The 24,896-nt window shown below is 69.3% G+C and carries 26 protein-coding genes; 16 read left to right on the top strand and 10 right to left on the bottom strand.

The genetic code is table 11. The annotated features are described in order from the left end of the window. The first annotated feature begins 55 nt into the window (after positions 1-55). From ABD108_RS10835 to ABD108_RS10825, 3 genes are all read left to right on the top strand, one after another. Complete coding sequence (locus tag ABD108_RS10835) at positions 56-1,603, top strand: NCS1 family nucleobase:cation symporter-1 (RefSeq protein WP_343930277.1); 1,548 nt, start codon at positions 56-58, stop codon at positions 1,601-1,603. 13 nt (positions 1,604-1,616) lie between these two features. Further along, positions 1,617-2,339 carry an aspartate/glutamate racemase family protein gene (locus tag ABD108_RS10830; RefSeq protein ID WP_220658949.1) on the top strand — a complete coding sequence of 241 codons (723 nt, stop codon included), beginning with the start codon at positions 1,617-1,619 and terminating at the stop codon, positions 2,337-2,339. A 77-nt stretch (positions 2,340-2,416) separates the two neighbouring features. Continuing rightward, on the top strand, positions 2,417-4,321 hold the full coding sequence (locus ABD108_RS10825; protein ID WP_343930276.1) for a M61 family metallopeptidase: 1,905 nt from the start codon (positions 2,417-2,419) through the stop codon (positions 4,319-4,321). A 24-nt stretch (positions 4,322-4,345) separates the two neighbouring features. Here ABD108_RS10825 and ABD108_RS10820 read toward each other — a convergent pair whose 3' ends face one another. Together ABD108_RS10820 and ABD108_RS10815 are read right to left on the bottom strand one after the other, a co-directional pair. Beyond that, a complete protein-coding gene (locus ABD108_RS10820; RefSeq protein WP_343930275.1) occupies positions 4,346-5,161 on the bottom strand; it encodes a bifunctional allantoicase/(S)-ureidoglycine aminohydrolase in 816 nt (271 codons plus the stop codon). Next, positions 5,154-6,437 (bottom strand): DUF6986 family protein, encoded by a 1,284-nt coding sequence (locus ABD108_RS10815; protein ID WP_343930274.1) that lies wholly within the window; start codon positions 6,435-6,437, stop codon positions 5,154-5,156. Before ABD108_RS10815 ends, ABD108_RS10820 begins: the two co-directional genes overlap by 8 nt. Before the next feature lie 194 nt (positions 6,438-6,631). Here ABD108_RS10815 and ABD108_RS10810 point away from each other — a divergent pair, with 194 nt between their 5' ends. Beyond that, positions 6,632-7,396 (top strand): IclR family transcriptional regulator, encoded by a 765-nt coding sequence (locus tag ABD108_RS10810; protein ID WP_220658945.1) that lies wholly within the window; start codon positions 6,632-6,634, stop codon positions 7,394-7,396. Positions 7,397-7,414: 18 nt separating this feature from the next. Here the strand turns inward: ABD108_RS10810 and ABD108_RS10805 are convergent, their stop codons facing one another. Continuing rightward, positions 7,415-8,557 carry a DUF7373 family lipoprotein gene (locus tag ABD108_RS10805; RefSeq protein WP_343930273.1) on the bottom strand — a complete coding sequence of 381 codons (1,143 nt, stop codon included), beginning with the start codon at positions 8,555-8,557 and terminating at the stop codon, positions 7,415-7,417. Positions 8,558-8,746: 189 nt separating this feature from the next. Here ABD108_RS10805 and hisH point away from each other — a divergent pair, with 189 nt between their 5' ends. The 6 genes from hisH to hisI are packed head-to-tail and all read left to right on the top strand — an operon-like array spanning position 8,747 to position 12,436. Then, positions 8,747-9,376 (top strand): imidazole glycerol phosphate synthase subunit HisH, encoded by a 630-nt coding sequence (gene hisH / locus ABD108_RS10800; RefSeq protein ID WP_374758720.1) that lies wholly within the window; start codon positions 8,747-8,749, stop codon positions 9,374-9,376. Next, on the top strand, positions 9,373-9,621 hold the full coding sequence (locus tag ABD108_RS10795) for a hypothetical protein (RefSeq protein WP_220658942.1): 249 nt from the start codon (positions 9,373-9,375) through the stop codon (positions 9,619-9,621). The genes hisH and ABD108_RS10795 overlap by 4 nt, the downstream gene beginning before the upstream one ends. Before the next feature lie 30 nt (positions 9,622-9,651). Beyond that, positions 9,652-10,386: a bifunctional 1-(5-phosphoribosyl)-5-((5-phosphoribosylamino)methylideneamino)imidazole-4-carboxamide isomerase/phosphoribosylanthranilate isomerase PriA gene (gene priA, locus ABD108_RS10790; RefSeq protein WP_343930272.1), complete on the top strand. Its 735-nt coding sequence runs from the start codon at positions 9,652-9,654 to the stop codon at positions 10,384-10,386. Further along, positions 10,386-11,249: an inositol monophosphatase family protein gene (locus ABD108_RS10785; protein WP_220658940.1), complete on the top strand. Its 864-nt coding sequence runs from the start codon at positions 10,386-10,388 to the stop codon at positions 11,247-11,249. Before priA ends, ABD108_RS10785 begins: the two co-directional genes overlap by 1 nt. 36 nt (positions 11,250-11,285) lie before the next feature. Next, entirely contained in the window at positions 11,286-12,062 is a 777-nt protein-coding gene (gene hisF / locus ABD108_RS10780; protein WP_343930271.1) for an imidazole glycerol phosphate synthase subunit HisF, read from the top strand. Further along, positions 12,059-12,436: a phosphoribosyl-AMP cyclohydrolase gene (gene hisI, locus ABD108_RS10775; RefSeq protein WP_343930270.1), complete on the top strand. Its 378-nt coding sequence runs from the start codon at positions 12,059-12,061 to the stop codon at positions 12,434-12,436. The genes hisF and hisI overlap by 4 nt, the downstream gene beginning before the upstream one ends. Positions 12,437-12,493: 57 nt before the next feature. Here the strand turns inward: hisI and ABD108_RS10770 are convergent, their stop codons facing one another. Further along, positions 12,494-12,967 carry a peroxiredoxin gene (locus tag ABD108_RS10770; protein ID WP_343930269.1) on the bottom strand — a complete coding sequence of 158 codons (474 nt, stop codon included), beginning with the start codon at positions 12,965-12,967 and terminating at the stop codon, positions 12,494-12,496. A gap of 37 nt (positions 12,968-13,004) precedes the next feature. Between ABD108_RS10770 and ABD108_RS10765 the strand changes: the two genes are divergently transcribed. The 3 genes from ABD108_RS10765 to trpC are packed head-to-tail and all read left to right on the top strand — an operon-like array spanning position 13,005 to position 16,053. Then, positions 13,005-14,561 (top strand): anthranilate synthase component I, encoded by a 1,557-nt coding sequence (locus ABD108_RS10765; protein WP_343930268.1) that lies wholly within the window; start codon positions 13,005-13,007, stop codon positions 14,559-14,561. Beyond that, positions 14,558-15,193, top strand: a complete 636-nt coding sequence (locus tag ABD108_RS10760; RefSeq protein WP_343930267.1) for a TIGR02234 family membrane protein — start codon at positions 14,558-14,560, stop codon at positions 15,191-15,193. Before ABD108_RS10765 ends, ABD108_RS10760 begins: the two co-directional genes overlap by 4 nt. A gap of 41 nt (positions 15,194-15,234) precedes the next feature. Further along, on the top strand, positions 15,235-16,053 hold the full coding sequence (trpC, locus tag ABD108_RS10755) for an indole-3-glycerol phosphate synthase TrpC (protein WP_220658934.1): 819 nt from the start codon (positions 15,235-15,237) through the stop codon (positions 16,051-16,053). Here the strand turns inward: trpC and ABD108_RS10750 are convergent, their stop codons facing one another. Both ABD108_RS10750 and ABD108_RS10745 read right to left on the bottom strand, forming a co-directional pair. Further along, positions 16,054-16,953 carry an N-acetylglucosamine kinase gene (locus ABD108_RS10750; protein WP_220658933.1) on the bottom strand — a complete coding sequence of 300 codons (900 nt, stop codon included), beginning with the start codon at positions 16,951-16,953 and terminating at the stop codon, positions 16,054-16,056. Beyond that, positions 16,950-18,395, bottom strand: a complete 1,446-nt coding sequence (locus tag ABD108_RS10745; RefSeq protein ID WP_343930266.1) for a sugar porter family MFS transporter — start codon at positions 18,393-18,395, stop codon at positions 16,950-16,952. Before ABD108_RS10745 ends, ABD108_RS10750 begins: the two co-directional genes overlap by 4 nt. 107 nt (positions 18,396-18,502) lie before the next feature. On the opposite strand from ABD108_RS10745, the gene ABD108_RS10740 reads away from it, so the two are divergent. Further along, entirely contained in the window at positions 18,503-19,231 is a 729-nt protein-coding gene (locus ABD108_RS10740; protein WP_425579780.1) for a GntR family transcriptional regulator, read from the top strand. A gap of 6 nt (positions 19,232-19,237) precedes the next feature. Here ABD108_RS10740 and ABD108_RS10735 read toward each other — a convergent pair whose 3' ends face one another. Genes ABD108_RS10735 through ABD108_RS10720 form a run of 4 tightly spaced genes read right to left on the bottom strand, consistent with a single transcriptional unit; the run spans position 19,238 to position 22,651 of the window. Continuing rightward, positions 19,238-20,233 carry an ABC transporter substrate-binding protein gene (locus ABD108_RS10735; protein WP_220658930.1) on the bottom strand — a complete coding sequence of 332 codons (996 nt, stop codon included), beginning with the start codon at positions 20,231-20,233 and terminating at the stop codon, positions 19,238-19,240. Then, entirely contained in the window at positions 20,230-21,021 is a 792-nt protein-coding gene (locus ABD108_RS10730; protein ID WP_305110675.1) for an amino acid ABC transporter ATP-binding protein, read from the bottom strand. The genes ABD108_RS10735 and ABD108_RS10730 overlap by 4 nt, the downstream gene beginning before the upstream one ends. Further along, positions 21,018-21,932, bottom strand: a complete 915-nt coding sequence (locus ABD108_RS10725; protein ID WP_220658928.1) for an amino acid ABC transporter permease — start codon at positions 21,930-21,932, stop codon at positions 21,018-21,020. Before ABD108_RS10725 ends, ABD108_RS10730 begins: the two co-directional genes overlap by 4 nt. Continuing rightward, a complete protein-coding gene (locus ABD108_RS10720) occupies positions 21,929-22,651 on the bottom strand; it encodes a GNAT family N-acetyltransferase (RefSeq protein ID WP_343930264.1) in 723 nt (240 codons plus the stop codon). Before ABD108_RS10720 ends, ABD108_RS10725 begins: the two co-directional genes overlap by 4 nt. Before the next feature lie 88 nt (positions 22,652-22,739). Here ABD108_RS10720 and trpB point away from each other — a divergent pair, with 88 nt between their 5' ends. Continuing rightward, positions 22,740-24,053 (top strand): tryptophan synthase subunit beta, encoded by a 1,314-nt coding sequence (gene trpB / locus ABD108_RS10715; RefSeq protein ID WP_305110672.1) that lies wholly within the window; start codon positions 22,740-22,742, stop codon positions 24,051-24,053. Continuing rightward, positions 24,050-24,832 (top strand): tryptophan synthase subunit alpha, encoded by a 783-nt coding sequence (trpA, locus tag ABD108_RS10710; RefSeq protein WP_220658925.1) that lies wholly within the window; start codon positions 24,050-24,052, stop codon positions 24,830-24,832. The genes trpB and trpA overlap by 4 nt, the downstream gene beginning before the upstream one ends. The last annotated feature ends 64 nt before the right edge of the window (positions 24,833-24,896 follow it).

Raw genomic sequence — 24,896 nt, 5'->3', positions numbered from 1 at the left:
GGGCGGAAGTATCCAACCCGGGCGAGCGATCCTGAGTACCGAACGAAGGTCCAGCATGACTGACAACCCCGCACCCGCGCAGCGCGCCGCCGAGGCCGACCCGATCCGCCTGGGCGGAACGGACACCGTCGACCACGTCCCGGACGTGGACGCGCTCAACCGCCTCAGCTCCGGCCTGTACAACCGCGATCTCGCACCCACCAAGCGCGCCGGCCGCACCTGGGGCGCCTACAACATCTTCACGCTCTGGGCCAACGACGTGCACAGCCTGGGCAACTACGCCTTCGCGATCGGACTGTTCGCGCTCGGACTGGGCGGATGGCAGATCCTCCTCGCCCTGCTGTTGGGCGGTGTCTTCCTGTTCCTGCTGCTGAACCTCTCGGGATTCATGGGGGAGAAGACGGGTATCCCATTCCCGGTCATGAGCCGCATCTCCTTCGGCATCCGCGGCGCCCAGATCCCCGCGCTGATCCGTGGCATCGTCGCGATCGCCTGGTTCGGCATCCAGACCTACCTGGCCTCGGTGGTGCTGCGGATCATGATCGTCGCGGTGTGGCCGAGCGCCGATTCGCTCGACCAGAACAGCATCCTCGGCCTGTCGACGCTCGGATGGATCGCCTTCCTGGTGCTGTGGGCCGTGCAGCTGGTGATCGTCAGCTACGGCATGGAGATGATCCGCAAGTACGAGGCCTTCGCCGGGCCGGTCATCCTGATCACCATGGCGGCACTGGCGATCTGGATGTTCACCAAGGCCGGCTATTCCATCGCGTGGACCACGCCCGAGACCAAGACCGGCCTCGACATGTGGCTCCAGATCGTGGGCGGCGCCAGCCTGTGGGTCGCGATCTACGGCACCTTCGTCCTGAACTTCTGCGACTTCACCCGCAACGCCACCTCGAAGAAGGCCATCGTGCGCGGCAACTTCTGGGGCATCCCGCTCAACATGCTGCTGTTCGGCGCGATCGTGGTGACACTCGCCGGGGCGCAGTTCAAGATCAACGGACAGGTGATCGAATCGCCCGCCGACATCGTCAAGACGGTGCCCAACACCTTCCTGCTGGTGCTGGCCTGCCTGGCGCTCCTCGTCCTCACCGTGGCCGTGAACCTCATGGCGAACTTCGTCGCCCCCATCTACGCGCTGTCGAACCTGTTCCCCACGGTGCTCGACTTCCGCCGTGCGGGACTGGTCTCCGGCGTCCTCGGCCTGATCATCCTGCCGTGGAACCTGTACGACTCGCCCGCCGTGATCACCTACTTCCTCGGCGGCCTGGGAGCGCTCCTGGGCCCGCTGTTCGGCATCGTCATGGCGGACTACTGGCTCATCCGCAAGTCCAAGGTGAACGTGCCGGACCTGTACTGCGATCTTCCGGATGCGCCGTACTACTACCAGCGTGGCGTGAACTCTCGCGCGGTCCTCGCGCTGCTCCCGACCGCCGGCATCGCCCTCCTGATGGCCTTCGTCCCGGCCTTCCACGTGGTCTCGAACTACTCCTGGTTCATCGGCGCCGGCCTCGGTGCGATCGTGTACCTGCTGGTCGCCGATCGCACGGGCCCGTTCGTGGACGTCTCCGGCGAGCAGATCGCCGTCCCCAGCAAGCACTAGGAGAATCGGACCCATGCGCATCCTCGTCGCCAACGTCAACACCACCGCGTCGATGACCGCGGCGATCGCCGAATCGGCGCGATCCGCAGCCGCGCCGGGCACCGAGATCGTCGGTCTCACCCCGCGATTCGGTGCCGATTCCTGCGAGGGGAACTTCGAGTCGTACCTCGCGGCGATCGCCGTGATGGATGCCGTGACGCGGTACCCCGAGCCCTACGACGCAGTCATCCAGGCCGGGTACGGCGAGCACGGGCGGGAAGGGCTGCAGGAGCTCCTGGACGTCCCGGTGGTCGACATCACCGAGGCCGCCGCGTCCACGGCGATGTACCTGGGACACAAGTACTCCGTGGTCACCACGCTCGACCGGACGGTCCCGCTCATCGAGGACCGCCTCAAGCTGGCCGGGCTCGACTCCCGGTGCGCTTCGGTGCGGGCATCGGGACTCGGCGTGCTGGAACTGGAATCCGAACCCGAGCGCGCAGTCGAGGCGATCGTGGCCCAGGCTCGCGAGGCCGTGGAGCGCGATCACGCCGAGGTCATCTGCCTGGGCTGCGGCGGTATGGCCGAGCTGGAGGAGAAGGTCTCGGCCGCAACGGGAGTCCCGATCGTCGACGGAGTGCGGGCCGCCGTGACCATCGCGGAGGGTCTGGTCCGGATGGGGCTGACCACCTCCAAGGTGCGCACCTACGCACCACCCCGTCCGAAGACGGTGACCGGCTGGCCCATCACCGGGTAACACGACCCGTTCCGGTGGCGGGCTCCGTGGCTGTTTCGTAGGATCAACGAAATTGTCTGCGGGAGTCGGGAGTGCCGGTGTCCAAGATTCGTCCTGTCGGTGTCGTCGCGATGGTGGTCGTCCTCCTCGCGGGAGTGCTGTCCTGCGGTACGCCCGATCGGGGCGGAGACGGTGGGGGAGAACAGAAGCCCATCTCGGTGGCGGTCGACGTCACCAATCTGCCGCAGCGCATCATCGACGTGAAGCAGACGATCCCGGTCCGCTCGGGCGAGGTGACCCTGCTGTTCCCGCAGTGGCTTCCGGGCAACCATTCGCCGGCCGGCCCGATCGACAAGATCGCGGGTATCACCTTCTCCGGCGGCGGGAAGCGGCTGGACTGGAAGCGTGACCCGCTCAACGTGTACGCGTTCAAGGTCACGGTGCCCGAGGGCGTGGACTCCCTCGATGCGGCCTTCCAGTACCTCACCCCCACCGACTCCACCCAGGGTCGCGTGGTGATGACGCCGAACATGCTGAACCTGCAGTGGAACGCGGTGCTGCTGTACCCGGCGGGACGGCCCGCGAGTGAGATCCCGTTCACCGCGAGCGTGACCTATCCGCCGGGATTCACGCCGGGAACGGCGCTGGACGTCGCCGGCAAGCGTGGCGACACCGTCGATTACCAGACCGTGCCGCTCGACACCCTCGTCGATTCGCCGGTGTACGCGGGTCGCTTCCATCGCGAGATCGATCTGGCGCCGGGGGCGAAGACCCCCGTGCGGCTGCAGGTCTTCGCGGACGCCCCGGAACAGCTCGACGCCAAGCCCGAGCACATCGAGCAGCACAAGGCGCTGGTGCAGCAGGCCGTCAAGCTCTACGGTTCCGAGCACTACAACCACTACGACTTCCTGCTGTCGCTGTCGGATCAGCTCAGCTCCAACGGATTGGAGCACCAGCGGTCCAGCGAGAACGGTCAGCCGACCGACTACTTCACCGGCTGGAACCCCGCGCTCGGCAGTGACGATCTGCTGGGCCACGAGTACACCCACTCGTGGAACGGGAAGTTCCGGCGCCCCGCCGATCTGTGGACGCCGGACTTCAACACCCCGATGCAGGACAGTCTCATGTGGGTGTACGAGGGGCAGACCCAGTACTGGGGCAACGTGCTCACCGGTCGGTCGGGACTGCGGCCGGCCGAGGTCTCCCGCGACGCTCTGGCATCGGTGGTCGCCACGTACACCGACGGCCGCCCGGGCCTGAGCTGGCGGAACCTGCAGGACACCACGAACGATCCGATCATCGCGCAGCGCCGCGCGAAGCCCTACCGCTCGTGGCAGCTGAGCGAGGACTACTACCAGGGTGGGCAACTCGTGTGGCTGGGCGTGGACGCACGGATCCGCGAGCTGTCGGGCAACACCAAGTCGCTCGACGACTTCGCGCGCGCGTTCTTCGGTGTCGACAACGGCACGTGGGAGAAGCAGAACACCTACGACTTCGACAAGGTGGTCGCGGCGCTGAACGGTGTGGTCGCCGACGACTGGGCGAAGTACCTGCGCGATCGTCTCGACGGCAAGGAGCCCTTCGCGGCGAGCGTCGAGAAGACCGGGTGGAAGCTGGTGTACGACAACAACCCGGGCGATTACCTCGCCGCGCAGATGAAGGAGGCGCAGGGCGCGGTCAACTACACCTACTCGATCGGCCTCAACGTCTCGGCGACCGGCAAGGTGACCGATGTCCGGTGGAACGGTCCCGCCTTCAAGGCCAAGGTCGGTACCGGGATGACGGTGCTGTCGGTCAACGACGCCGCCTACTCCCAGGCCACGATGCAGACGGCGATCGAGGCGGCCAAGACCAACCCTGCCCCGATCCGCCTGCAGGTGAAGGATTTCGACCAGACGCGGACCGTCGAGATCGATTACCACGACGGACTGCGGTACCCGCACCTGCAGCGGATCGAGGGCACCCCCGACTACCTCACCCAGATCCTGGCCCCACGCCCGTAACCGGGCGCGGCGGCCGGGCCTCGCCTACAGCGCGATCTGCCGGTTGACGTCCTTGTACAGCAGGTACCGGAAGTTCGACGGGCCGCCCGCGTAGCAGGCCTGCGGACAGAAGGCGCGCAGCGAGAGGTAGTCGCCCGCCTGCACCTCCACCCAGTCTCCGTTGAGGTGGTACACGGCCTTGCCCTCCAGCATGTACAGGCCGTGCTCCATCACGTGCGTCTCCGCGAACGGGATCGACGCGCCGGGCTCGAAGGTGACCACGTTGCAGTGCATGTCGTACGCGAGGTCGGTCGGATCGAGCATGCGGGTGGTGCGCCACCGGCCGTCGGTGCCCGGCATCGCGCTGGGCTCGATGTCCTTCTCGTTGCCCGCGACGGGCTTCGGCGTGTGCCCGGCGATCGGCTCGTAGCGCTTGCGGATCCAGACGAAGACGGCGTTGGCACCGCCGTCGTTGGTCGCGCTCCAGTCCGTTCCGGCGGGGGCGTACGCGAAACCGCCCTCGGTGAGCACGTGCCGCTCGCCGCCGACGGTCACCGTCAGCGTGCCCTGGGTGACGAAGACGAAACCCTGGACCTCGGGCTGCGGCTCCGGGCGGTCGGCACCGCCGCCGGGACCGACCTCCACGATGAGCTGCGCGAAAGTGGTTGCTCCGCCCGCCACGGGACGGTTGATGATCCAGGAGCGGGTGTTCGTCCATTCGGGCAGCACCGAGGTCACGATGTCGCTCATCACGCCGCGCGGGATCACCGTGTACGCCTCGGTGACGATGGCGCGGTCGGTGAGCAGATCGGTCTGCGGGGGCAGTCCGCCCTGCGGGGCGTAGTACGTGGCGTCACTCATGGTTCTCCTCCTGGGACTGGGGCGAGCGGTTCAGCGCGATCGCGCGCAGGGTCTCGACGGGGATCTGTGTCGCCGCCTCGACCTCGGCGGTGGTGAGGGCGCCGCACACGCGGCCGCGGTCGATGAACGAGGCGAGGGCGCGCGCGGTCGCGGGCTCGTCGAGGAAACCGGAGTCGGTGCGGTGCACATAGTTCCGCAGCCGGGTCGCGGCGAGCGCGAAACCCTCGCGGTAGAACGAATAGGTGGCGGCGAAGCGCGTCACGAGCTGCGCCGGGTGCAGGTCCCATCCCTGGTAGATGCCGCGCTCGAGGTGCCGGCGAACCAGTCGTGCGTGCAGCCGCCAGGCCTGCGCCACGTGGTCCGGTGCGCCCACGGGCAGGATGTTGGTCGATCCGTCGGACAGATGGACGCCGGTGCCGGCCACCGCCACCTGCATCACGTTCTTGGCGTGGTCGGCGGCAGGATGGTCCATCGCCTGGTACGCCGCGGCGATGCCGAGCGACGCCGAGTAGTCGTAGGTCCCGTAGTGCAGGGAACTGACCCGGCCGTCGCCGGCGTGGATGAACCGGGCGACGGGCGCGGTGCCGTCGGCACCGAGGATCGCCTGCGGCGTCTCCACCTGGACCTCGAACCGGAGCCGGCCGGGCGGCAGGCCGAGCGCTGCCTCCAACTGCTCCGCGACCACGACCATCGCCTCCACCTGCCCCACGCTGGTGACCTTCGGGAGGGTGAGGGTCAGTCCCGCGGGAAGGTCGCCGCCGTCGAGGAGGCCGGTGAGGAACAGGTCCAGGGTGCGGATGCCGCGAGCGCGGGTGGCCGCCTCCATGCACTTGAACCGGATTCCGATGAACGGTGGCGCGGTGCCCTCGGCGAGGGCGTGGACGACAGCCTGCGCCGCCCGCGTGACATCGACGTCCTCCACATCGTCGCCGCGGTCGCCGTACCCGTCCTCGAAGTCCAGCCGCAGGTCTTCGATGGGCTCGGCCGTCAGCTTGGCGCGCACGAGCCCGGCCAGCGTCTCCGCGGAGGTGGTCGCGATGTCCGCGTCGGTGATCAGCTGCTCGAGTCCGCCCGCCGCGTCTGCAGCGCTGAGCGCCGTGGCGCCCCAATGGTGGGGCGTGTGAACGGCGAAGCGATCCGCCGGCAGGTAGACGGTGTGCACCGGCTGACGCCGGCCGTCGTCGCCCGGGTAGTCGCGGGCCAGCGCCGCGTCCGTCTCAGCGAGGCGCTCGTCGACGGCCGCGAGGACGGCGTCGGACAGGGAGTGTGCGGGCATGCGGCCTCCGGATCGAGAAAGCAATGGAAGAACAATTCCGTAGTGCGGACTTTACGTGCTGCGTGTGCCACCGCACAACCACTGAGAAGCGCGCGAGTTCGGCATTGATTCCGTATTACGGAACGATTTGGTGTGCGATTGCGCGTAGTGTCTTCTCGGAACGAATGATCGGCGTCGGCTGCGGAGGAGGGGCGATGGTGGCGAAGTCCACGTCGGGCGTGCAATCGGTGGAGCGCGCCTTCGAACTACTGGAATTGATGGGGCGCGCGGGCGGTGAGTGCTCGCTCAGCGAACTGTCCGCCGGGACGCCGCTGCCACCGCCCACGATCCACCGACTGCTGCGCACCCTCGTCGGCATCGGCTACGTCCGCCAGCTCCCCAATCGCCGCTACGCGCTGGGACCGCGTCTCATCCGCCTCGGCGAGGTCGCCAATCGGCAGCTGGGTGCGGTGGCCGTGCCGGTGCTGGAATCGCTGGTCGACGAGTTGGAGGAGACCGCGAGCCTCGCCGTGCTCGACGGCGACATGGTGATCTACACCGGCCAGGTGCTCTCGCCCCACAACATGCGCACCAACAACGAGGCGGGCCGGCGGGTGAACCTGCACAACAGCGGCGTGGGCAAAGCGGTACTCGCCGAGCTCGACGACGCACGCGTGGTCAAGCTGGTCTCGCAGGCCGGGATCCCCGCCCCCACCCCGAACAGCGTGAGCACGCTCTCCGGCGTCTTCGCCGAAGTCGAAAAGGTGCGCAGCCAGGGCTTCGCGATCGACGACGAGGAGCAGGAACTCGGTGTGCGGTGCTACGCGATGGCGGTTCCCGGCGCGCCCACGCCGATGGCCGTCGGCATCTCCGGTCCGGTGCCCCGGCTCGGCGACGACTTCGTCGACCGCGCCGTGCCCGCCCTCAAGCGCGCCACGGGGATCATCTCGGACGCACTAATCGGCGCCCGCGAATCCTGATCGCGTCGGTTCTGCCGGCTAGCGAGCATGGCCGAGAACGGCGTAGGCAGCTGCGGTGACTTGCCTCGCCTGCTCCAGGTGGTTGACGTAGACCACGGAGACGTACCTCCCGCGCGAAACCACGCAGGCTGCCCCGGTTATTTCCGCCGATGTCGTCTGAAAAGTTCGACAAGCGGATTCCGGCACGTTCGGAACAGTGGTCCGGAACTGGAGTATGGGGCCTTTTAGTGTGATCTCCTCGAAGAAGTGGTCTCGGAGTTCTTTGGCAGCTGCCTCACTGCGCGTGCGGTAGACCGTGTTCATCCCGGTGGCGGCAAGGTCTGTCCCGGTCCGGAGGAAGGCCGCCTGGGTTGCCGCGGTGTCCTCCTCGAGGAGCGCCTGAAGCCTGCCGGATCGGTAGCCGTCGTCTCGGTAGCCCTCATTGGATTGGGCGGCCTCTCTGCGAACCGTGTAGGAGACGATGCTGTCTCTGTCGGGCGCCAGTGCCAGCGCGGTTCGCTCGTCGGGTGCGGTGAACGATTGCAGCGCTTCCACCTGTCGATCGATCGCTTGCTCCACCACGCGACGGCCTCCTGAAGTGTGATCGACGATTGCGCTGACGTACACGACGATCGACCCGACTGATGTCACGGCCTCAATGGCGGACTGTGCAGCTTCGGGCCGGGTCGTATCCCGCACGGGTATCATGTATTTCGCCGTCGGAGCCAGGTTCCGTCCGCCCACATAAGTACGCAGCTTGTCGGTCATCGTTTGCGCGGCCTCAGCGCCGGTGGTCTGCCAGAGTTCGACCGTCACGATCTCGGATGTTCCGGACGTACTGGTAGAGCGGAATCCGTAGAGGAATCCATTGCGCACGACCATGTCTGTTGCTTGTGCGTCGAGTGTGGCGGTTGGGGCAAGCATCGCGCCGTTGTACCCGGTTCGAAACCTCAGTCTCGGATCGATGTCCACTGCGGAGACAATTCGTTCACCAATGAAGTTGCCCGCGAGAATGAACTGAGATGCCTTGCTGCCGTTGATGACCGGTCGCGGCACGGTGTTGTACCCGCCAGTGTCGATGGGGGCGACCGACGTCTTCGGTGCGGGCGACCCCGCAATCTCGGTCGAGCATGCGGCGGAGGCCGAGCAAGCCAGGGCAAGTGCGAGGAGGCGGATTGCCATTGGTCGTCGTGTCACGTCGCCATCCTCGTACGGTTCGCTAGGAGCGTGCTTGTCCGGTGCTTGTGTACATGGATAAAGGCCCGACTGACCAGCAGCGCTGGTGCCCCATGTCTAGTAGCAGCGGGCTGGCTCTTCTCGAGCGCAATACTCCGGTGTGGTCCGATCTGGCTGCCGATTAGGCTGGTGGCCATGAAGAAGGTGGCGATCCTCGACTACGGCTCCGGCAACATCCGGTCCGCGCACCGCGCGATGGAGCGGGCCGGGGCCGAGGTCACGGTGACCGCCGACCCGAAGATCGCGGTGGAGGCGGACGGTCTCCTGGTGCCGGGCGTCGGTGCCTACGAGGCGTGCATGGCCGGGCTCAAGGCGGTCCACGGCGACCGGATCATCGGCGAACGGCTCGCCGGTGGCCGTCCGGTGATGGGCATCTGCGTGGGAATGCAGATCCTGTTCGACAAGGGCATCGAGTTCGGCGTGGAGACCGAGGGCTGCGGGGAGTGGCCGGGCACCGTCGAGCGGCTCCAGGCCGACGTCGTGCCGCACATGGGCTGGAACACCGTCGAGGCCCCGGAGGGCTCTCGGCTGTTCGCCGGAACCGACGCCGACACCCGCTTCTACTTCGTCCACTCCTACGCGGTGCAGAAGTGGGAGCTGGACATCAGCCACCACATCGCCGCCCCCAAGGTCACCTGGGCCGATCACGGCGGACGCTTCGTGGCCGCCGTCGAGAACGGCCCGCTGTGGGCCACGCAGTTCCACCCCGAGAAGAGCGGGGACGCCGGAGCGACCCTGCTGCGCAACTGGGTCGGCGTGCTGTGACGGGCAAGCGGGATTTGTCGATCGGCCGCCTCGCCCTGTTCTCGATGGGCTCCGCCGTCGTCGTCCTCGGCCTCGCGACCCTCCTGCTCAACGTGCTCCGCCCGAGCCCGGCGGTGAGCCTGCTCATCGTCGGCGCCGGACTGGTGGGCGCCGTCGCCGCGATGGGCCTCGTGTCCACCCGCATGGTCCGGCGGGCCGCGGAGGGGTCGCCGGTCACCGACCGGCACGACGAGGACGACGAATAACCGCGTGACCGCACCGACTAGGCTGTCCCCGTGAGCTTGGTACTTCTTCCCGCAGTCGATGTCGCCGACGGTCAGGCCGTGCGCCTGGTCCAGGGGGAGGCCGGCAGCGAGACCTCCTACGGATCGCCGCGCGACGCCGCCCTCGCCTGGCAGAACGACGGTGCGCAGTGGGTGCACCTCGTGGACCTCGACGCCGCCTTCGGTAAGGGCTCGAACCGCGAGCTGCTGGCCGGTGTGATCGACGAGCTCGATGTCAAGGTCGAGCTGTCCGGCGGCATCCGGGACGACGACTCGCTGGCGGCCGCGCTCGCCACCGGTTGCGCCCGGGTGAACCTGGGCACCGCCGCGATCGAGAACCCCGAGTGGTGCGCCCGCGCGATCGCCGAGCACGGCGACAAGATCGCCGTCGGCCTGGACGTCAAGCAGATCGACGGCCAGTGGCGGCTGCGCGGCCGCGGCTGGGTCACCGACGGCGGCGATCTGTGGGAGGTGCTCGCCCGCCTCGACCGGGACGGCTGCTCGCGGTACGTGGTCACGGACGTCTCCAAGGACGGCACCCTCACCGGGCCGAACCTCGACCTGTTGGCCGCCGTGGCCGAGGCGACCCCGGCACCGATCGTCGCCTCCGGCGGCATCTCCGCCCTCGCGGACCTCGAGGCGATCGCCACCCTCGTCGACCGCGGTGTGGACAGCGCGATCGTCGGCAAGGCCTTGTACGCGGGGCGATTCACCCTGCCCGAGGCGCTGGCGGCGGTGTCCCGCTAGTGGCGGCCCTCCCCACCGGATTCACCGGTGACCCCGACCGCCTGCTCGCTGCCGCGGGGGCCGTCCTCGACGGGATCTCCCCGCGGTTCATCGAAGGTGTCGGTGCTCCCGCATCGGTCACCAAGGGTCCGGCGGACTTCGCCACCGATCTCGATCTCGAACTCGAACGCCGCATCACCGGCGAGATCGCCGACGCCACCGGAATCCCCGTGCACGGCGAGGAGTTCGGCGGACCGCCGGTGGACGAGGGCACGGTGTGGATCCTCGATCCGATCGACGGCACGTTCAACTACTCGGCGGGATTCCCCGCGACCGGCACGCTGCTGGGACTGGTCCACGACGGCCGTCCCGTCGCCGGACTCGCCTGGTTCCCACTCGTCGGCGACTCGATCTCCGGGCACGTCGCCGGGCAGGTGCACAACCGGGGTGTCGCGGTCCCTCCGCTCGCCCACAAGTCGCTCGTCGATTCGATGATCGCCGTCGGCAGCTTCAGCCGCGGGAGCAACGGGCACTTCCCGGGCGACTACCGCTTCGCGATCCTCGGTGAGGTCTCGCGGCGGGTGGCGCGCGTGCGCCAGTTCGGTTCCACCGGAGTGGACCTCGCATACACCGCCACGGGTGTCTTCGGCGGAGCCGTCGTCTTCGGACATCACCCGTGGGACAACGCCGCCGGCGCCGCACTGGTGATCGCCGGTGGTGGCCGCGTCACCGATCTCGCTGGTGCCGAGTGGCACACGGCCTCCGATTCGGTGCTCGCCGGCGGACCCGGCGTGTACGACGAACTGCTCGACATCGTCCGGTCGGTGGGCGCACCGTCGGACTTCCGGGGCGAACCGGGCCACCCCGGCGTGCTGAGCTACTGACCCCGGTACGAACCACATTCGAAGGAGGCGGAGCCGATGACGGTGGCCGTACGCGTGATCCCGTGCCTGGACGTCGACGACGGGCGCGTGGTCAAGGGCGTCAACTTCCAGAACCTGCGCGATGCGGGCGATCCCGTTGAACTCGCCGCGGCGTACGACGCGCAGGGCGCCGACGAGTTGACCTTCCTCGACGTCACCGCCTCCAGCTCCGGCCGCGGCACCATGCTGGAGGTGGTGCGCCGCACCGCCGAACAGGTCTTCATCCCGCTCACCGTGGGCGGGGGAGTGCGCTCCGTCGACGACGTCGACACGCTGCTGCGCGCCGGCGCCGACAAGGTCTCGGTGAACACCGCCGCGATCAACCGGCCCGAGCTGCTGCGGGAACTGAGCAACCGGTTCGGCAGCCAGTGCATCGTGCTCTCGGTCGACGCCCGCACCGTGCCGGACGGCGACGAGCCGACCCCGTCGGGCTGGGAGGTCACGACGCACGGCGGTCGCAAGGGCACCGGCCTCGATGCCATCGAATGGGCCCGCCGCGGCGAGGAACTCGGTGTGGGGGAGATCCTGCTGAACTCGATGGACGCCGACGGAACGAAGGCCGGATTCGACCTGCGCATGATCGCCGCCGCCCGCGCCGCGGTCCGCGTGCCGGTGATCGCCTCCGGCGGCGCAGGGGCGGTCGAGCACTTCGCGCCCGCCGTCGAATCGGGAGCCGACGCCGTGCTCGCGGCCAGCGTCTTCCACTTCGGCGATATGACCATCGGCCAGGTCAAGGACGAGATGGCCACGCACGGACTGGTGGTGCGCCGATGACCGGACCCGACACCCCAGCGGATTCGGGGCTCGCCCCGGCGATCGCCGCCCGCCTCAAACGCAACGCCGACGGCCTGGTCGCGGCCATCGCTCAGGAGGAGGGCACGGGCGATGTGCTCATGATGGCGTGGATGAACGACGAGGCCCTCGCGCTCACGCTCGCCACCCGCCGCGGCACCTACTACTCGCGCTCGCGCCAGCAGCTGTGGGCCAAGGGGGAGACCTCCGGGCACATCCAGGAGGTCCTCGACGTACGGCTCGACTGCGACGGCGACACCGTGCTGCTCACCGTCCGGCAGACCGGCCCTGCCTGCCACACCGGCACGCACACCTGTTTCGACGGCGATCTGCTCCTGGAGCGCGCGCAGTCCTGAGATCGAGGCGCCCGATCGCAAGGCGCAGGCGGGCGCCGCGGAGGCCAGGCTCATCCGCTACCCGCTGACTCCGGGGCCGCTGAGCGTGCGCAGGAACGCCAGGGTCTCCTCGACGTGCGCCACCGCCCGCAGCTCACCGACCACGATCTGCAGGATCGTGCCGTCGGTGTCGATGAGGAAGCTCTGCCGCCGCACGGGCGCCACGGCGTACCGACCGCGACGCACCCCGTATCGCTCGGCGACCGCACCGTCGGCGTCGGTGAGGAGCGGGAACCCCGGCGCCATCACCTCCGCGAAGGCCCGGGTGCGGAGCAATGGATCCATGCTGATCCCGATGCGGACGGTGTCGAGGCGCTCGAATTCCGCTGCGGCGTCACGGAACCGGCCGACCTCCGCCACGCACACCGGCAGTCCCGCGGTGAGGTAGAAGAAGACCGCTGCCCGGCGTCCGGCACGCAGTTCGTCAAGGGTGCGGACGGTGCCCGACTGATCGGGAAGTGCGAAATCGGGGGCCGGTCCACCGGTGCGCATACCGGCGAACTTACCGGCCCCGCAATAATGGGACCCGATGAGTACGCAATCGGCTTCGAACCTCCAGCCCGACGGCGCCACCACCAGCCTCGACGAGTTCCTGCAGCTCGCCGAGCGGCATCGTGTGGTGCCCGTGACCCGCACCGTGCTCGCCGACGCCGAGACCCCGCTCTCGGCGTATCGGAAGCTCGCGGGCGGACGTCCCGGCACCTTCCTCCTGGAATCCGCGGCGGCCGGCCAGTCCTGGAGTCGGTGGTCCTTCGTCGGGGCCCCCGCCCCGGCCGCGCTCACCGTGATCGACGGCGAGGCCGCCTGGATCGGTACCAAGCCCGCCGGCGCACCGTCCGGCGGCGACCCGATCACCGCGCTCGGCGAGGTGCTCCGGCTGCTCAGCTCCGAGCCGATCGAGGGGTTGCCCCCGCTCAACGGAGGGATGGTGGGCTACCTCGCCTACGACGCCGTTCGGCGGTTGGAGAAGCTGCCCGAGACCACCGTCGACGATCTGCGCCTGCCCGAGATGGTGTGGCTGCTGGCCACCGACCTCGCCGCGATCGATCACCACGAGGGCACCATCACGCTGATCGCCAACGCCGTGAACTGGGACGGCGCCAGCGAACGCGCCGCCGAGGCCTATGCGGACGCCGTGGCCCGTCTTGACGCGATGGAGGCCGCGCTCGCGGCTCCGCTCGCGTCGTCGGTGGCCTCGTTCACCCGCCCGGAGCCGGAGTACACCGCGCAGCGGACCGTCGAGGAGTACAGCGCGATCGTCGACAAGCTGGTGGGCGACATCGAGGCCGGTGAGGCCTTCCAGGTGGTGCCCAGCCAGCGCTTCTCCGTGTCGAGCGATGCCGATCCCATCGACGTCTACCGCGTGCTGCGCGCCTCGAACCCGAGCCCGTACATGTACCTCGTGCAGGTCCCGGCCCCCGACGGCTCGCTCGCCTTCTCCATCGTGGGATCGAGCCCCGAGGCCCTGGTCACCGTGAGCGACGGCGTGGCCACCACGCACCCGATCGCCGGTACCCGCTGGCGCGGCGCGAACTCCGAGGAGGATCTGCTCCTGGAGAAGGATCTGCGCGCCGATGAGAAGGAGAACAGCGAGCACCTGATGCTGGTGGACCTGGGGCGCAACGATCTGGGCCGGGTGTGCACGCCGGGCACCGTGCGGGTCACCGACTATCGCCGCATCGAGCGGTACAGCCACGTGATGCACCTGGTCTCCACCGTCTCGGGCGACCTCGCGGACGGCAAGCAGGCCCTCGACGCCGTGACCGCCTGCTTCCCCGCGGGCACCCTGACGGGGGCGCCGAAGGTGCGCGCCATGGAGCTGATCGACGAGGCCGAGCTCACGCGGCGCGGCCTCTACGGCGGCATCGTGGGCTATCTCGACTTCGCGGGCGATGCCGACACCGCGATCGCGATCCGGACCGCCGTGCTCAAGGACGGCACCGCGTACGTGCAGGCGGGAGGCGGTGTGGTGGCCGATTCGGTGGGGGAGTACGAGTACAACGAGTCGCGCAACAAGGCCTTGGCCGCGCTCAAGGCGGTGGCCGCCGCGAACACGCTGCGCGCGGTCACGGAGGAGGCACGATGAAGGACAAGCGCGGACTGCTTCTGGCCTCGGTGCTGCTGCTACTGGCGGCGATCGCGGTGTGGGGCGCCAGCCGGATGACCTGGATGCGCGCCGATATCAACGACTTCCTCTCGCCCGGGCGGACGGTGGACATCGCCGGCCACACCTGGGCCTCGGCGCTCACCGTGCTGCCCCTGGTCTTCCTCGCGGCGATCGCGGCCGCCCTCGCCGTGAAGGGCTGGGCGCGCGTGGCGGTGGCGGTGGTCGTGGCGGCCGCGGCGATCGGCTCGGCCTTCCCGGCGATCCAGGTGATCACGCAGGAGCCCGATGTCAAGTACATCGAGACGATCCTCGAGCTGGCCCCGAAGGACATCGTGGTGCAGGCCGACAAGGTGATCGCCGGGCCGCTCGTCGCCGTGCTCGGTGGTGTTCTCGCGGTGGCCGCAGCGACCCTGCTTCTGCGTGGTCAGCGCGGTGGCGGGATGGATTCGAAGTACAGTGCGCCCGCCGCCCGGCGCGCGGAGCTCGAGAAGCGGGTGTTCGAGACCGCCGAACCGGAGAATTCCTCCGAACGCGACCTGTGGGACGCACTGGACAGCGGCGACGATCCGACGGAGGGGGTCAGCAAGGATCGCCCGGAGGCCTCGGGATAACCTTGAAGCACGCTGTACGTCCCACCGAAAGGCCCGCCGCCGTGACTTCACCCACTGCGCTCGATGCGATCATCGAGGGTGTGCGCGCGGACCTCGCCGCCCGCGAGTCGGTGCTGGATCTGGCGGCCGTCAAGGCCGCCGCGAAGGCCGCGCCGCCGGCGCTCGACGCCACCGCCGCGCTCCGCGAACCCGGTATCGCCGTGATCGCCGAGGTGAAGCGCGCGAGTCCGTCGAAGGGTGATCTCGCGGGCATCGCCGACCCGGCGGAGCTGGCGGGGCAGTACGAATCCGGCGGGGCGCGCGCGATCAGCGTGCTCACCGAGGAGCGCCGCTTCAAGGGCTCGCTCGCCGATCTCGATTCGGTGCGCGCCCGGGTGCGGATCCCGGTGCTGCGCAAGGACTTCATCGTCTCGCCGTACCAGATCCACGAGGCCCGCGCCCACGGCGCCGACATCGTCCTGCTGATCGTGGCCGCGCTCGAGCAGTCGGTGCTGGTCTCGCTGCTCGATCGCATCGAGTCGCTGGGCATGACCGCGCTCGTCGAGGTGCACACCGAGGACGAGGCCGATCGCGCCCTCGAGGCCGGTGCCACCGTGATCGGCGTCAACGCCCGCAACCTCAAGACCCTCGAGGTCGACCGGGACTCCTTCGCCCGGATCGCCCCCGGGCTCCCGTCCTCGGTGATCAAGATCGCCGAATCGGGTGTCCGTGACAGCCGCGATCTGCTGACCTACGCCGGTGCCGGCGCCGACGGCGTGCTCGTCGGCGAGGGCCTGGTGACCGCGGGCGACCCGCGTTCCGCCGTGGCCGATCTGGTCACCGCGGGCTCGCACCCCAGCTGCCCGCGTCCCGCGCGCTGATCAGCCCCGCGCGCCCCGTCGTTCCAGTTCGCGCAGCGCGATCTGGATCGCGCCCCGCACCGGGTCCACGGTGAGCACCCGCAGGTCGGAGACGCCGCGCAGCCCCAGGTGATGACGCACTCGGCGCTGCAGCGCGGGCTGGTGCACGGCTAGACCGCCCGCGAGCACGACGGGGCCGGCGGAGCCGATCCGATCGGCCACCGACATCGCGATCTCGGTGAGTGCGATCGCCGCCTCGTCGATGATCTCGGTGCTCGCCGGATCACCCGACTGCGCGAGTTCGAAGACCACGCGCGCGCGGCCTGCCCAGTACCGGCGCTCGGGCTGGGCGTAGAAGTGGTCGAGCAGCTCGTCGGTGTCCTGCAGGCCGCAGTCGGCCGCCAACTGCTGCCCCAGGTGATCGGCGGGCTCGTCGCGGTCGAGACGGATCAGGGTGCGGCGCACGGCCTCCTTGGCCACCCAGTAGCCGCTGCCCTCGTCGCCGAGCAGGTAGCCCCAGCCGCCGGCGCGGGCATGCCGGTCGCCGGCGCGGCCCCAGGCCACGGCGCCGGTCCCGGAGATGACGGCGATACCGTCGCGGACCCCGGCAGCGGCCAGGATGAGCTGACTGTCGTGCACCACGCGCACCCGGGCCCCGGGGATCCGATCGGCCAGCAACCGGGTGAGGGTGGCCGCGCCGGCGGGGGTCTCCACACCCGCGGCGCCGGCGCACACGGCGCCCACGTCCTCGACGCCGAGGCGGGCGAGCGCGATGTCGAGCTGGCGTCCGGCCTCGGCCTGCCCCACCGAGGAGATGTTCGCGCTGCCTGCGAGGGCCTCCGCGACCACGACACCGTTCTCGGCGCGGACGGCCTGCGTCTTGGAGCCTCCGATGTCGAGGCCGATCACCGCCCCGCTCACCGGGCGTCCGTCTCCGCGCCCGCCGCCGCGGCCGTCTGTGCGGGCCACCGGCCGTCGTTCTGCCAGTAGTACTGGATGTCTTCGAGTTTGCGGCCCTTGGTCTCCGGGGCGAACTTGAGCACGAACAGGAAGGCGAGCACGGTGAGGCCGCCGAAGACCGCGAATGTGCCGGTGCCACCGAGCAGTTGGCTGTTGAGCATCGTGAGGGTCAACTGGGCCACGATCGCATTGGCCACCAGATCGGAGGTGAGCATGGCCGAGGAGCCGTAGGCGCGCAGCCGGGCGGGGAAGGCCTCACCGGCGTACACCCACACGAGGGAGCCGAAGCCGAAGGAGAATCCGATCACCACCAATACGAGTCCCGCGAAGCCGACCACGCCGGCGGTCTCGTGGCCCTTGAAATCGCCGTCGGCCATCTGGTACGCGAGGATCATCACGGCGAAGGCCAGGATCATGGTGCCGATGCCGCCCAGGAGGATGGGGCGGCGGCCGAACTTGTCGACGGTGAAGATCGAGACCACCACGGCGAGCAGGCCGAAGAGCTGGACGAACGCCGGCAGCATGTACTTGCCGAAGTTCCCTTCGTAGCCCATCGAGGCGAAGATGTCGGGGCTGTAGTAGATGATCGCGTTGATGCCGGTGATCTGGATGAAGAAGCCGAGCACCACCACGAAGAAGGTGGCGCGCAGATAGGGCTGGCGGAAGAGCTGGCTGAGCTTGCCGCCGGACTCGTCGGAGAGCTGGGCGCGCATCTCGTCGAGTTCGGCCTCGATACCGGCCGCGGTGGAGGTGGGTTCCACGGCGATCAGTGCGGCGCGGGCCTCGTCCTCACGGCCGCGGGTCATGTACCAGCGCGCCGTATCGGGCAGGCGCAGGAGCACGAGGGTGACCACGATCGCCGGAACCGCGGCGGCGCCCAGCATCCACTTCCAGGACGCGGCGCCGAGACCGGCGAGCAGGTAGCCGAGCACGTAGCCGAGGATGATGCCCACGATGGTGGCGAACTGGTACGCCACGAGCATCGCGCCACGGCGGTGCGCCGGGGCGGATTCGGCCACGAAGACGGGCACGACCACCACGGACACACCCACGGTGAGGCCGAGCAGGAAGCGGGCGGCGAGCAGCAGGGGGACGGTGGGCGCAAGGGCTCCGAACAGGGCGAACACCGTGTAGCCCAGCGCCACGGAGATCATCGCCTTGCGGCGACCGACCTTGTTGGCGAACCAGCCGCCCACGATCGCGCCGAGGATCTCGCCCACCACGACCACGGTGGCCAGCGCTTGCGTCATGGTGTCGTCGAGCCCGAAATCGGCCCGGATGAAGTCCTTCGCGGCGGCGATGTTCGAGGTGTCGTAGCCGTAGATGACACCCAGACTCGCGGCGGCGACGCCGACCATGACGCCCAGACCGGCGGCCGGCTTGGCAGCCTGCGTACTGCTCATGTTCACTCCTTGAGGTCTACCACAAGTGGTCTATACCAATTGCGGTGAAGCAAGAGTGGCATAGACCACTTTTCTCGTCAAGGGGTACTCTGTGACACATGGTGGACATGTCCTCGCCCGCTGCACCCGGCACCGAGCTACCGCGATACTTCCGCGCGAAGGTCGAGGTGCAGAGGCGGATCGCGCAGCTCGGCCACGGCGATACACTGCCGGCCGAGCGGCGATTGGCCGATGAACTCGGGGTCTCCCGGACCACCCTGCGCAAAGCGCTCTCGGAACTGTCCGCCGAGGGGATCCTGCGCCGCGAGCACGGCAGCGGCACCTACGTGGCACCCCCGAAAGTGGTGCGGGTGCGCCAACTCACCTCGCTCAGCGAGGACATCGGCGTCACCGGCAAATCCGTGGAATCGCAGGTCCTGGGCTGCGATCACGTCCCGGCGGATGCGGAGACGCAGGCCGCGTTGGACCTGTCCCGCGGCACCCGCGTGTACCGCGTCACCCGGCTCCGGATCGTCGACGCCGAGCCGCTCGCCATCGAGGTGGCGCACTTGCGGGGGCCCCTGCGCGGGCTGTCCGACCGGCTCGGCACGACGGCCTCGCTCTATCGCACACTGCGGGAGAACTACGGTCGCGACATCGTGGCGGTGGAGGACACGGTCGAAACCGCGCTCGCGTCCCCGCACGAGGCCGAACTGCTCGACGTGCCCAACGGCCACCCGCTGCTGTTGGTCCATCGCCTGGGCCGCGACGCTGCGGGTGCACCCGTGGAGTGGACCCGCAGCGTCTATCGCGGCGACCGGTTCAAGTTCGTCGCGCACGCCACCGCGGCGCGCTGAACCGGCCTACTTGTCGTTCTTTGGCAGCCCCGGGGGATTGATCTCCGAGGTGGCCACGGCCTCCGCGTCCAGGCCCCACCGGTGCAGGACCTTGCCGTAGTCGCCGCTGCGGATGGTCGACTCGATCGCCGCCTGCACCGCGCGGATGATCCCGCTGTCCTTCTTCGTGGTCGCGCCGATCAGCCCCTGCAGCGAAGCTCCGGCGCCCGACACCGTGCCCACGATCTTCGTCGCCTGCGGCGTGCCCTTCGTCTGGGCGACGTGGAAGGCGGCGATCGGGTTCGGGCCGAAGTAGGCGTCGATCTGACCGGATGCGAGCGCGGCGTACGTCCCCGTGTTGTCCTGGTAGTTCTTGATGACGATGGCCGGTTTGCCCGCCGCCCGCAGGTCCGCGTCGTAGCGCTGCAGAATCCGCTCCTGATTGGTTCCCGAGCCGACGGCGACCGTCTTGCCCGAGAACGAATCCGGACCTGTGAAGGTGAGCGGCGAATCAGCCTGAACCTCCACCGCCAGGTCGTCCTTGCGATAGGTCGCGAAGTCGTACTTCTCCTTGCGCGCCTCGGTCACGGTGATGTTCGAGACGCCGAGATCGAACTGCCCACTGTCGATCCCGAGGAACAGGCCCTCCCACGAGGTGTTCGACTCCTCCAACCGAAGTCCGAGACTGCCCGCGATGAGGTAGGCGATATCGCTCTCGTCGCCGATGAACACCCGCTCGTCGTCGGTCGCCGGGAAGTAGAAGGGCGCGTTTCCGGCACCCGATCCGTGTCCCACTCGCAGCGTGCCCCGATCCCGGATCGCCTGGGGGAGTAGTGCCGCAGCCGCCTCGTCCTTCTTCGGGACGATGCGGTCCTGCTTGCTGGTGAGGTTGAGCTGCTGACCGGCGGTGCCGGTCACGGAGGCGGTGGTCGATTCCGTGGTCTGTCCGCCGCATCCCACGAGGGCCGCGCTCGCGAGGACGAGGGCGAGGGCGAAGGTGGGGATGCGATGTCGGGTCTTCATGCGGTCTCCTTGGAGGTCCAGTGCGCGAGGAAGGCGCGGGTGCGGTCGGTGGCGGGGCGGTCGAGAACGGCGGACGGGGTGCCCACCGCGACCACCCGGCCGTGGTCGAGGAAGACGATCCGGTCGGCGATCCGGCGGGCGAAGGCGAGTTCGTGCGTCACGACCACGAGCGTGCGGCCTTCCGCCGCCAGCTCGGCGATCACGGCGTTCACCTCGCCGACGAGCTCGGGGTCGAGCGCCGAGGTGGGCTCGTCGAACAGGATCAGATCAGGATCGAGCGCCAGGGTGCGGGCGATCGCCACGCGCTGCTGTTGTCCGCCCGAGAGCCGGCCGGGGTAGTGCTCGGCGTGCGGGGCCAGGCCCACCCGCTCCAGGAGTTCCCGGGCCCGGGCGTCGGCCTCGGCGCGACTGCGGCCCAGTGACAACCGCTGCGGTCGGGCCACGTTCTCGACGGCGGTCAGGTGCGGGAACAGGTTGAACTGCTGGAAGACGAAACCGATCCGCGCCCGCTGCCGGCGCAGCTCGCGTTCGCGCAGCGCGACGAGGTGGTCACCGCGGCGTCGGACGCCGATCAGCTCACCGTCGAGCCGGACCACCCCGGCGGTCGGCTCCTCCAGGTGATTGAGCAGGCGCAGGAGGGTGGACTTGCCCGAACCCGAGGGTCCGATGATGGAGACCACCTCGCCGGGGGCGATCGTCAGGTCGACACCGCGGAGCACCTGGTCGTGACCGAAGGCCTTGGTCAGGCCCACCGCTTCCAGGCGCGGCGGAACGGGGGTGGCGGTCATGCGGCGGACTCCTTCTTCGTGGGGGCCTTCGACCCGTACCCGCGGGAGAGGCGCTTCTCGAGGTAGTGCTGCCCGATGGACAGGACGGTGGTTGCGATCGCGTACCAGGCCACCGCGACCAGCAGCAGCGGGATGATTCGGCCGTTGCGGCCGTAGATCACCTGGACCTGGTAGAACAGGTCCGGCAGCGCCAGAATGAAGACGGCGGTGGTGCCCTTGAGTAGGCCGATCACCTCGTTCGCCGCGGGCGGCACGATGGTGCGTAGGGCCTGGGGCAGGGTGATCCGCAGCAACTGCGCGGCAGGCGGGATGCCCAGTGCCCGCGCGGCGTCGTGCTGACCGGGTGCCACACTGAGGATTCCGGCACGCACGATCTCCGAGCCGTACGCGGCCTGATGCAGCACGATCCCGATCACGGCGGCGGTGTACGGCGAGAGCAGGTCCTTGGTCGGCGCGTCGACGAAGGTCGGACCGAACGGGATACCCAGCCCCAGTGTGGGATAGAGCGCACCCAGGTAGCCGAAGAACAGGATCTGCACGATCAGGGGCACCGATCGGAACACCCAGATGAAGCCGAAGCTGAAGGTGGCCAGGACGCGGTTGCCCGAGAGCCGGGCGAGCGCCAGCACGCCACCGAACAGGAATCCGAGGACGGCGCCGATGATGGTGAGCTGCACCGTGAACCACAGCGCCTCGAGGACGATCGGGCTGAACAGGTAGGCCCCGAAGGTGGGCCAGTCGAAACGCGGATTGGTGATCGCCGAGGAGACCAACTGCGCGAACAGGATCAGGGTGACCGCGACGGCCACCCAGCGTCCCCATTGCGCGCGGCGCCGGACCGGCAGGACGGCCAGCTCCGCGAGCTCGGGATCGACGTCCTTCGACGGTGAGCGGGTGAGGGCGAGGGTCATGACTCTCCGGGGGTGGGTGCGGGTGGATGGACGAGGAGCAGGGGCACGGCGGCGCGCAGGCGGAAGCCGATCGACTCGTAGAGCGCGCGGGCCGTGGTGTTGTCGGCGGAGGTGTGCAGGAACGGGATCTCCCCGCGGTCGCGGATCTGCCTGCCGACGGCGCGGATGAGCCGGGTCGCGAGGCCCTGTCCGCGGTGGTCGGGATCGGTGCACACCGCGCTGATCTCGGTCCATCCGGGCGGATGCAGGCGTTCCCCGGCGAGCGCGATGAGCCGACCCCGGTCGTCGCGGATGCCCAGATAGGTGCCCAGTTCGATGGTCCGCCGTTCGAAGGGGCCGGGGCGGGTGCGCGCCACCAGATCGAGGATCTCGTCGACATCGTCGGGGCCGAGGCCGACGGCCTCGGGATCGGCCTCCGTGACCAGCCCACTCCCGTCGTACTGGACGAGGGTGATCTCGTCCTCGACGCGCCACCCCGGGGGTAGCGGGGTGGCCGCCCCGCGCAACGAGAGTGCCGTGCCCGGCACCGCGAGTTCGGCGAGGGCGGCGTAGTCGTCGGGCGACAGGGCGCGCGGGTGCCCGATGAAGCGGGCCACGTCGGGGTGGTACCGGACGACGGCACCGTCGCCGAGGCGGAACCGGGCGTGTGCGCCGTACAGGGACGCCCGGACCGGATCGTCGAGCACGGCGTCGAGGGCCCCGTCGAGTGCAGTGGTCATGCCGGAGAACACTGGTCGGTTCGCCCGATTCGAGGAATGGTTGGCGTCGGCGTGATTCTGCTTTGACCCGGTGGGGGATACTGGGCGGGTGAGTCTTCCAGAAGCCAGCACAGGACTGTCCCAACGATCGGCTTATGAGCCCGATGGGACCGGTCATTGGGGCGTCTGGGGCGGCAGGCACGTGCCCGAGGCGCTCATGGCCGTGATCGAGGAGGTCACAGCGGAGTTCGAGAAGGTGCGCAGCGACCGGGAGTTCCTCGAGGAGCTCGACCGGCTGCAGCGCCAGTACACCGGCCGACCGTCGCCGCTGTACCCCTGCGTGCGACTGGGTGAACACGCGGGTGGCGCGAAGATCTACCTCAAGCGCGAGGACCTGAACCACACCGGCAGCCACAAGATCAACAACGTGCTCGGGCAGGTGCTGCTCGCCAAGCGGATGGGCAAGACCCGTGTGATCGCGGAGACCGGCGCGGGCCAGCACGGCGTGGCCACCGCCACGGCCTGCGCGCTGCTCGGCATCGAGTGCGTGATCTTCATGGGCAAGGTCGACACCGACCGGCAGGCGCTGAACGTGGCGCGGATGCGGCTGCTGGGCGCCGAGGTGATCGCCGTGGCCTCCGGTTCGGCCACCCTCAAGGACGCCATCAACGAGGCGCTGCGGGACTGGGTCAGTCACGCCGACGACACCTACTACTGCTTTGGCACCGCGGCCGGCCCGCATCCCTTCCCCCTGCTGGTCCGGGACCTGCAGCGGGTGGTGGGCATGGAGGCCCGGCAGCAGGTCCTCGACCTGGAGGGCCGGCTCCCCGACGCGGTGGTGGCCTGCGTCGGCGGCGGGTCCAATGCGATCGGCATCTTTCATCCGTTCATCGCGGACGAGGCGGTACGGCTGGTCGGCTGTGAGGCCGCGGGCGACGGCGTCGAAACGGGCAGGCACGCGGCCACGTTCACCGGCGGCACGCCCGGCGCCTTCCAGGGCGCGTACTCGTACCTGCTGCAGGACGAGGACGGCCAGACCATCGAATCGCACTCCATCTCGGCGGGTCTCGACTACCCCGGCGTCGGCCCGGAGCACGCCGAGCTCAAGGAATCCGGTCGCGCGCAGTACATCCCGATCACCGACGCCGAGGCCATGGACGCCTTCGCGCTGCTCTGCCGCACCGAGGGCATCATCCCCGCCATCGAATCGGCGCACGCCGTGGCGGGCGCGCTGAAACTGGGCCGCGAACTCGGGCCCGATGCCGTGATCGTCACCAACCTCTCGGGCCGCGGCGATAAGGACGTCGACACCGCCGGGAAGTGGTTCGGGCTGCTGGACGACCACGGGGACGTGGTGGGCCAGAAGGTGATCGGCGAAGACATGAACACCGAATTCCGCGACTCCGAGGAGGCCGCCAAGTGAGCGCACTCGCATCGGTCTTCGAGACCTGCCGCGCGGAGGACCGCGCCGCGCTCGTGACCTACCTGCCGTGTGGATACCCGTCCAAGGACGGTGGCCGCGACATCGTGGTCGCGATGGTCGAGGCCGGCGCCGATATCGTCGAGATCGGTGTCGCCTACAGCGATCCCGTGATGGACGGACCGGTGATCCAGCGCGCCGCCGACGATGCGCTGCGCGGCGGGATCCGGGTGCACGACGTCTTCGGCTACGCGGAGGCCGTGGCCTCCGCCGGCGGGGCCCCGGTGGTGATGACCTATTGGAACCCCGTGCTCCAGTACGGCGTCGACGCCTTCGCCCGGGACCTGGCCGCGGCCGGCGGGAAGGGGATCATCACCCCCAACCTGATCCCCGAGGAGGCCGGTGACTGGATCGCGGCCGCCGACCGGCACGGCCTCGACAAGATCTTCCTCGTGGCACCGTCGTCGACCCCCGAGCGCCTGGCGCTCACGGCGAACGCCTCGTCCGGATTCCTCTACGCCGCATCGACGATGGGCGTCACCGGCGCCCGGGACACCGTCGACAACGTCGCCCCGGAACTGGTGGCGCGGGTGCGCGAGATCTCCGACATCCCGATCGGTGTGGGCCTGGGTGTCCGCTCCCGCGAGCAGGCCGCCGAGATCGCCGGCTATGCGGACGCGGTCATCGCAGGCTCCGCCCTGGTCAGCGCAGCGGGCGATTCCGTCGACGCGGTCCGCGCGCTCACCGCCGACCTGGCCGCGGGAGTGCGCGATCGGAACTGACGTGAGCGGTCGCCCGGAGGAGTGGGCGCGACGTCGCCGGTCCGTCCGTCGGACGGCTCGGGTG

This window comes from Tsukamurella strandjordii, from assembly GCF_039525985.1.
Taxonomy (GTDB): domain Bacteria; phylum Actinomycetota; class Actinomycetes; order Mycobacteriales; family Mycobacteriaceae; genus Tsukamurella; species Tsukamurella strandjordii.
Note: the sequence above shows the minus strand (reverse complement) of the source record. Positions and strands in the feature narration are given on the sequence as shown.

What these genes read in the sequence shown, in the direction of transcription:
- ABD108_RS10770 (WP_343930269.1), bottom strand. Translation starts at nt 12,967, where the DNA reads ATGCGCACCGGTGGACCGGCCCCCGATTTCGCACTTCCCGATCAGTCG.
- ABD108_RS10820 (WP_343930275.1), bottom strand. Translation starts at nt 5,161, where the DNA reads ATGAGTGACGCCACGTACTACGCCCCGCAGGGCGGACTGCCCCCGCAG.
- ABD108_RS10815 (WP_343930274.1), bottom strand. Translation starts at nt 6,437, where the DNA reads ATGCCCGCACACTCCCTGTCCGACGCCGTCCTCGCGGCCGTCGACGAG.
- ABD108_RS10730 (WP_305110675.1), bottom strand. Translation starts at nt 21,021, where the DNA reads ATGACCGCCACCCCCGTTCCGCCGCGCCTGGAAGCGGTGGGCCTGACC.
- ABD108_RS10725 (WP_220658928.1), bottom strand. Translation starts at nt 21,932, where the DNA reads ATGACCCTCGCCCTCACCCGCTCACCGTCGAAGGACGTCGATCCCGAG.
- hisH (WP_374758720.1), top strand. Translation starts at nt 8,747, where the DNA reads ATGAAGAAGGTGGCGATCCTCGACTACGGCTCCGGCAACATCCGGTCC.
- ABD108_RS10740 (WP_425579780.1), top strand. Translation starts at nt 18,503, where the DNA reads ATGTCCTCGCCCGCTGCACCCGGCACCGAGCTACCGCGATACTTCCGC.
- ABD108_RS10720 (WP_343930264.1), bottom strand. Translation starts at nt 22,651, where the DNA reads ATGACCACTGCACTCGACGGGGCCCTCGACGCCGTGCTCGACGATCCG.
- ABD108_RS10735 (WP_220658930.1), bottom strand. Translation starts at nt 20,233, where the DNA reads ATGAAGACCCGACATCGCATCCCCACCTTCGCCCTCGCCCTCGTCCTC.
- ABD108_RS10830 (WP_220658949.1), top strand. Translation starts at nt 1,617, where the DNA reads ATGCGCATCCTCGTCGCCAACGTCAACACCACCGCGTCGATGACCGCG.
- ABD108_RS10745 (WP_343930266.1), bottom strand. Translation starts at nt 18,395, where the DNA reads ATGAGCAGTACGCAGGCTGCCAAGCCGGCCGCCGGTCTGGGCGTCATG.
- hisI (WP_343930270.1), top strand. Translation starts at nt 12,059, where the DNA reads ATGACCGGACCCGACACCCCAGCGGATTCGGGGCTCGCCCCGGCGATC.
- ABD108_RS10805 (WP_343930273.1), bottom strand. Translation starts at nt 8,557, where the DNA reads ATGGCAATCCGCCTCCTCGCACTTGCCCTGGCTTGCTCGGCCTCCGCC.
- ABD108_RS10835 (WP_343930277.1), top strand. Translation starts at nt 56, where the DNA reads ATGACTGACAACCCCGCACCCGCGCAGCGCGCCGCCGAGGCCGACCCG.
- ABD108_RS10760 (WP_343930267.1), top strand. Translation starts at nt 14,558, where the DNA reads ATGAAGGACAAGCGCGGACTGCTTCTGGCCTCGGTGCTGCTGCTACTG.
- hisF (WP_343930271.1), top strand. Translation starts at nt 11,286, where the DNA reads ATGACGGTGGCCGTACGCGTGATCCCGTGCCTGGACGTCGACGACGGG.
- ABD108_RS10810 (WP_220658945.1), top strand. Translation starts at nt 6,632, where the DNA reads ATGGTGGCGAAGTCCACGTCGGGCGTGCAATCGGTGGAGCGCGCCTTC.
- ABD108_RS10765 (WP_343930268.1), top strand. Translation starts at nt 13,005, where the DNA reads ATGAGTACGCAATCGGCTTCGAACCTCCAGCCCGACGGCGCCACCACC.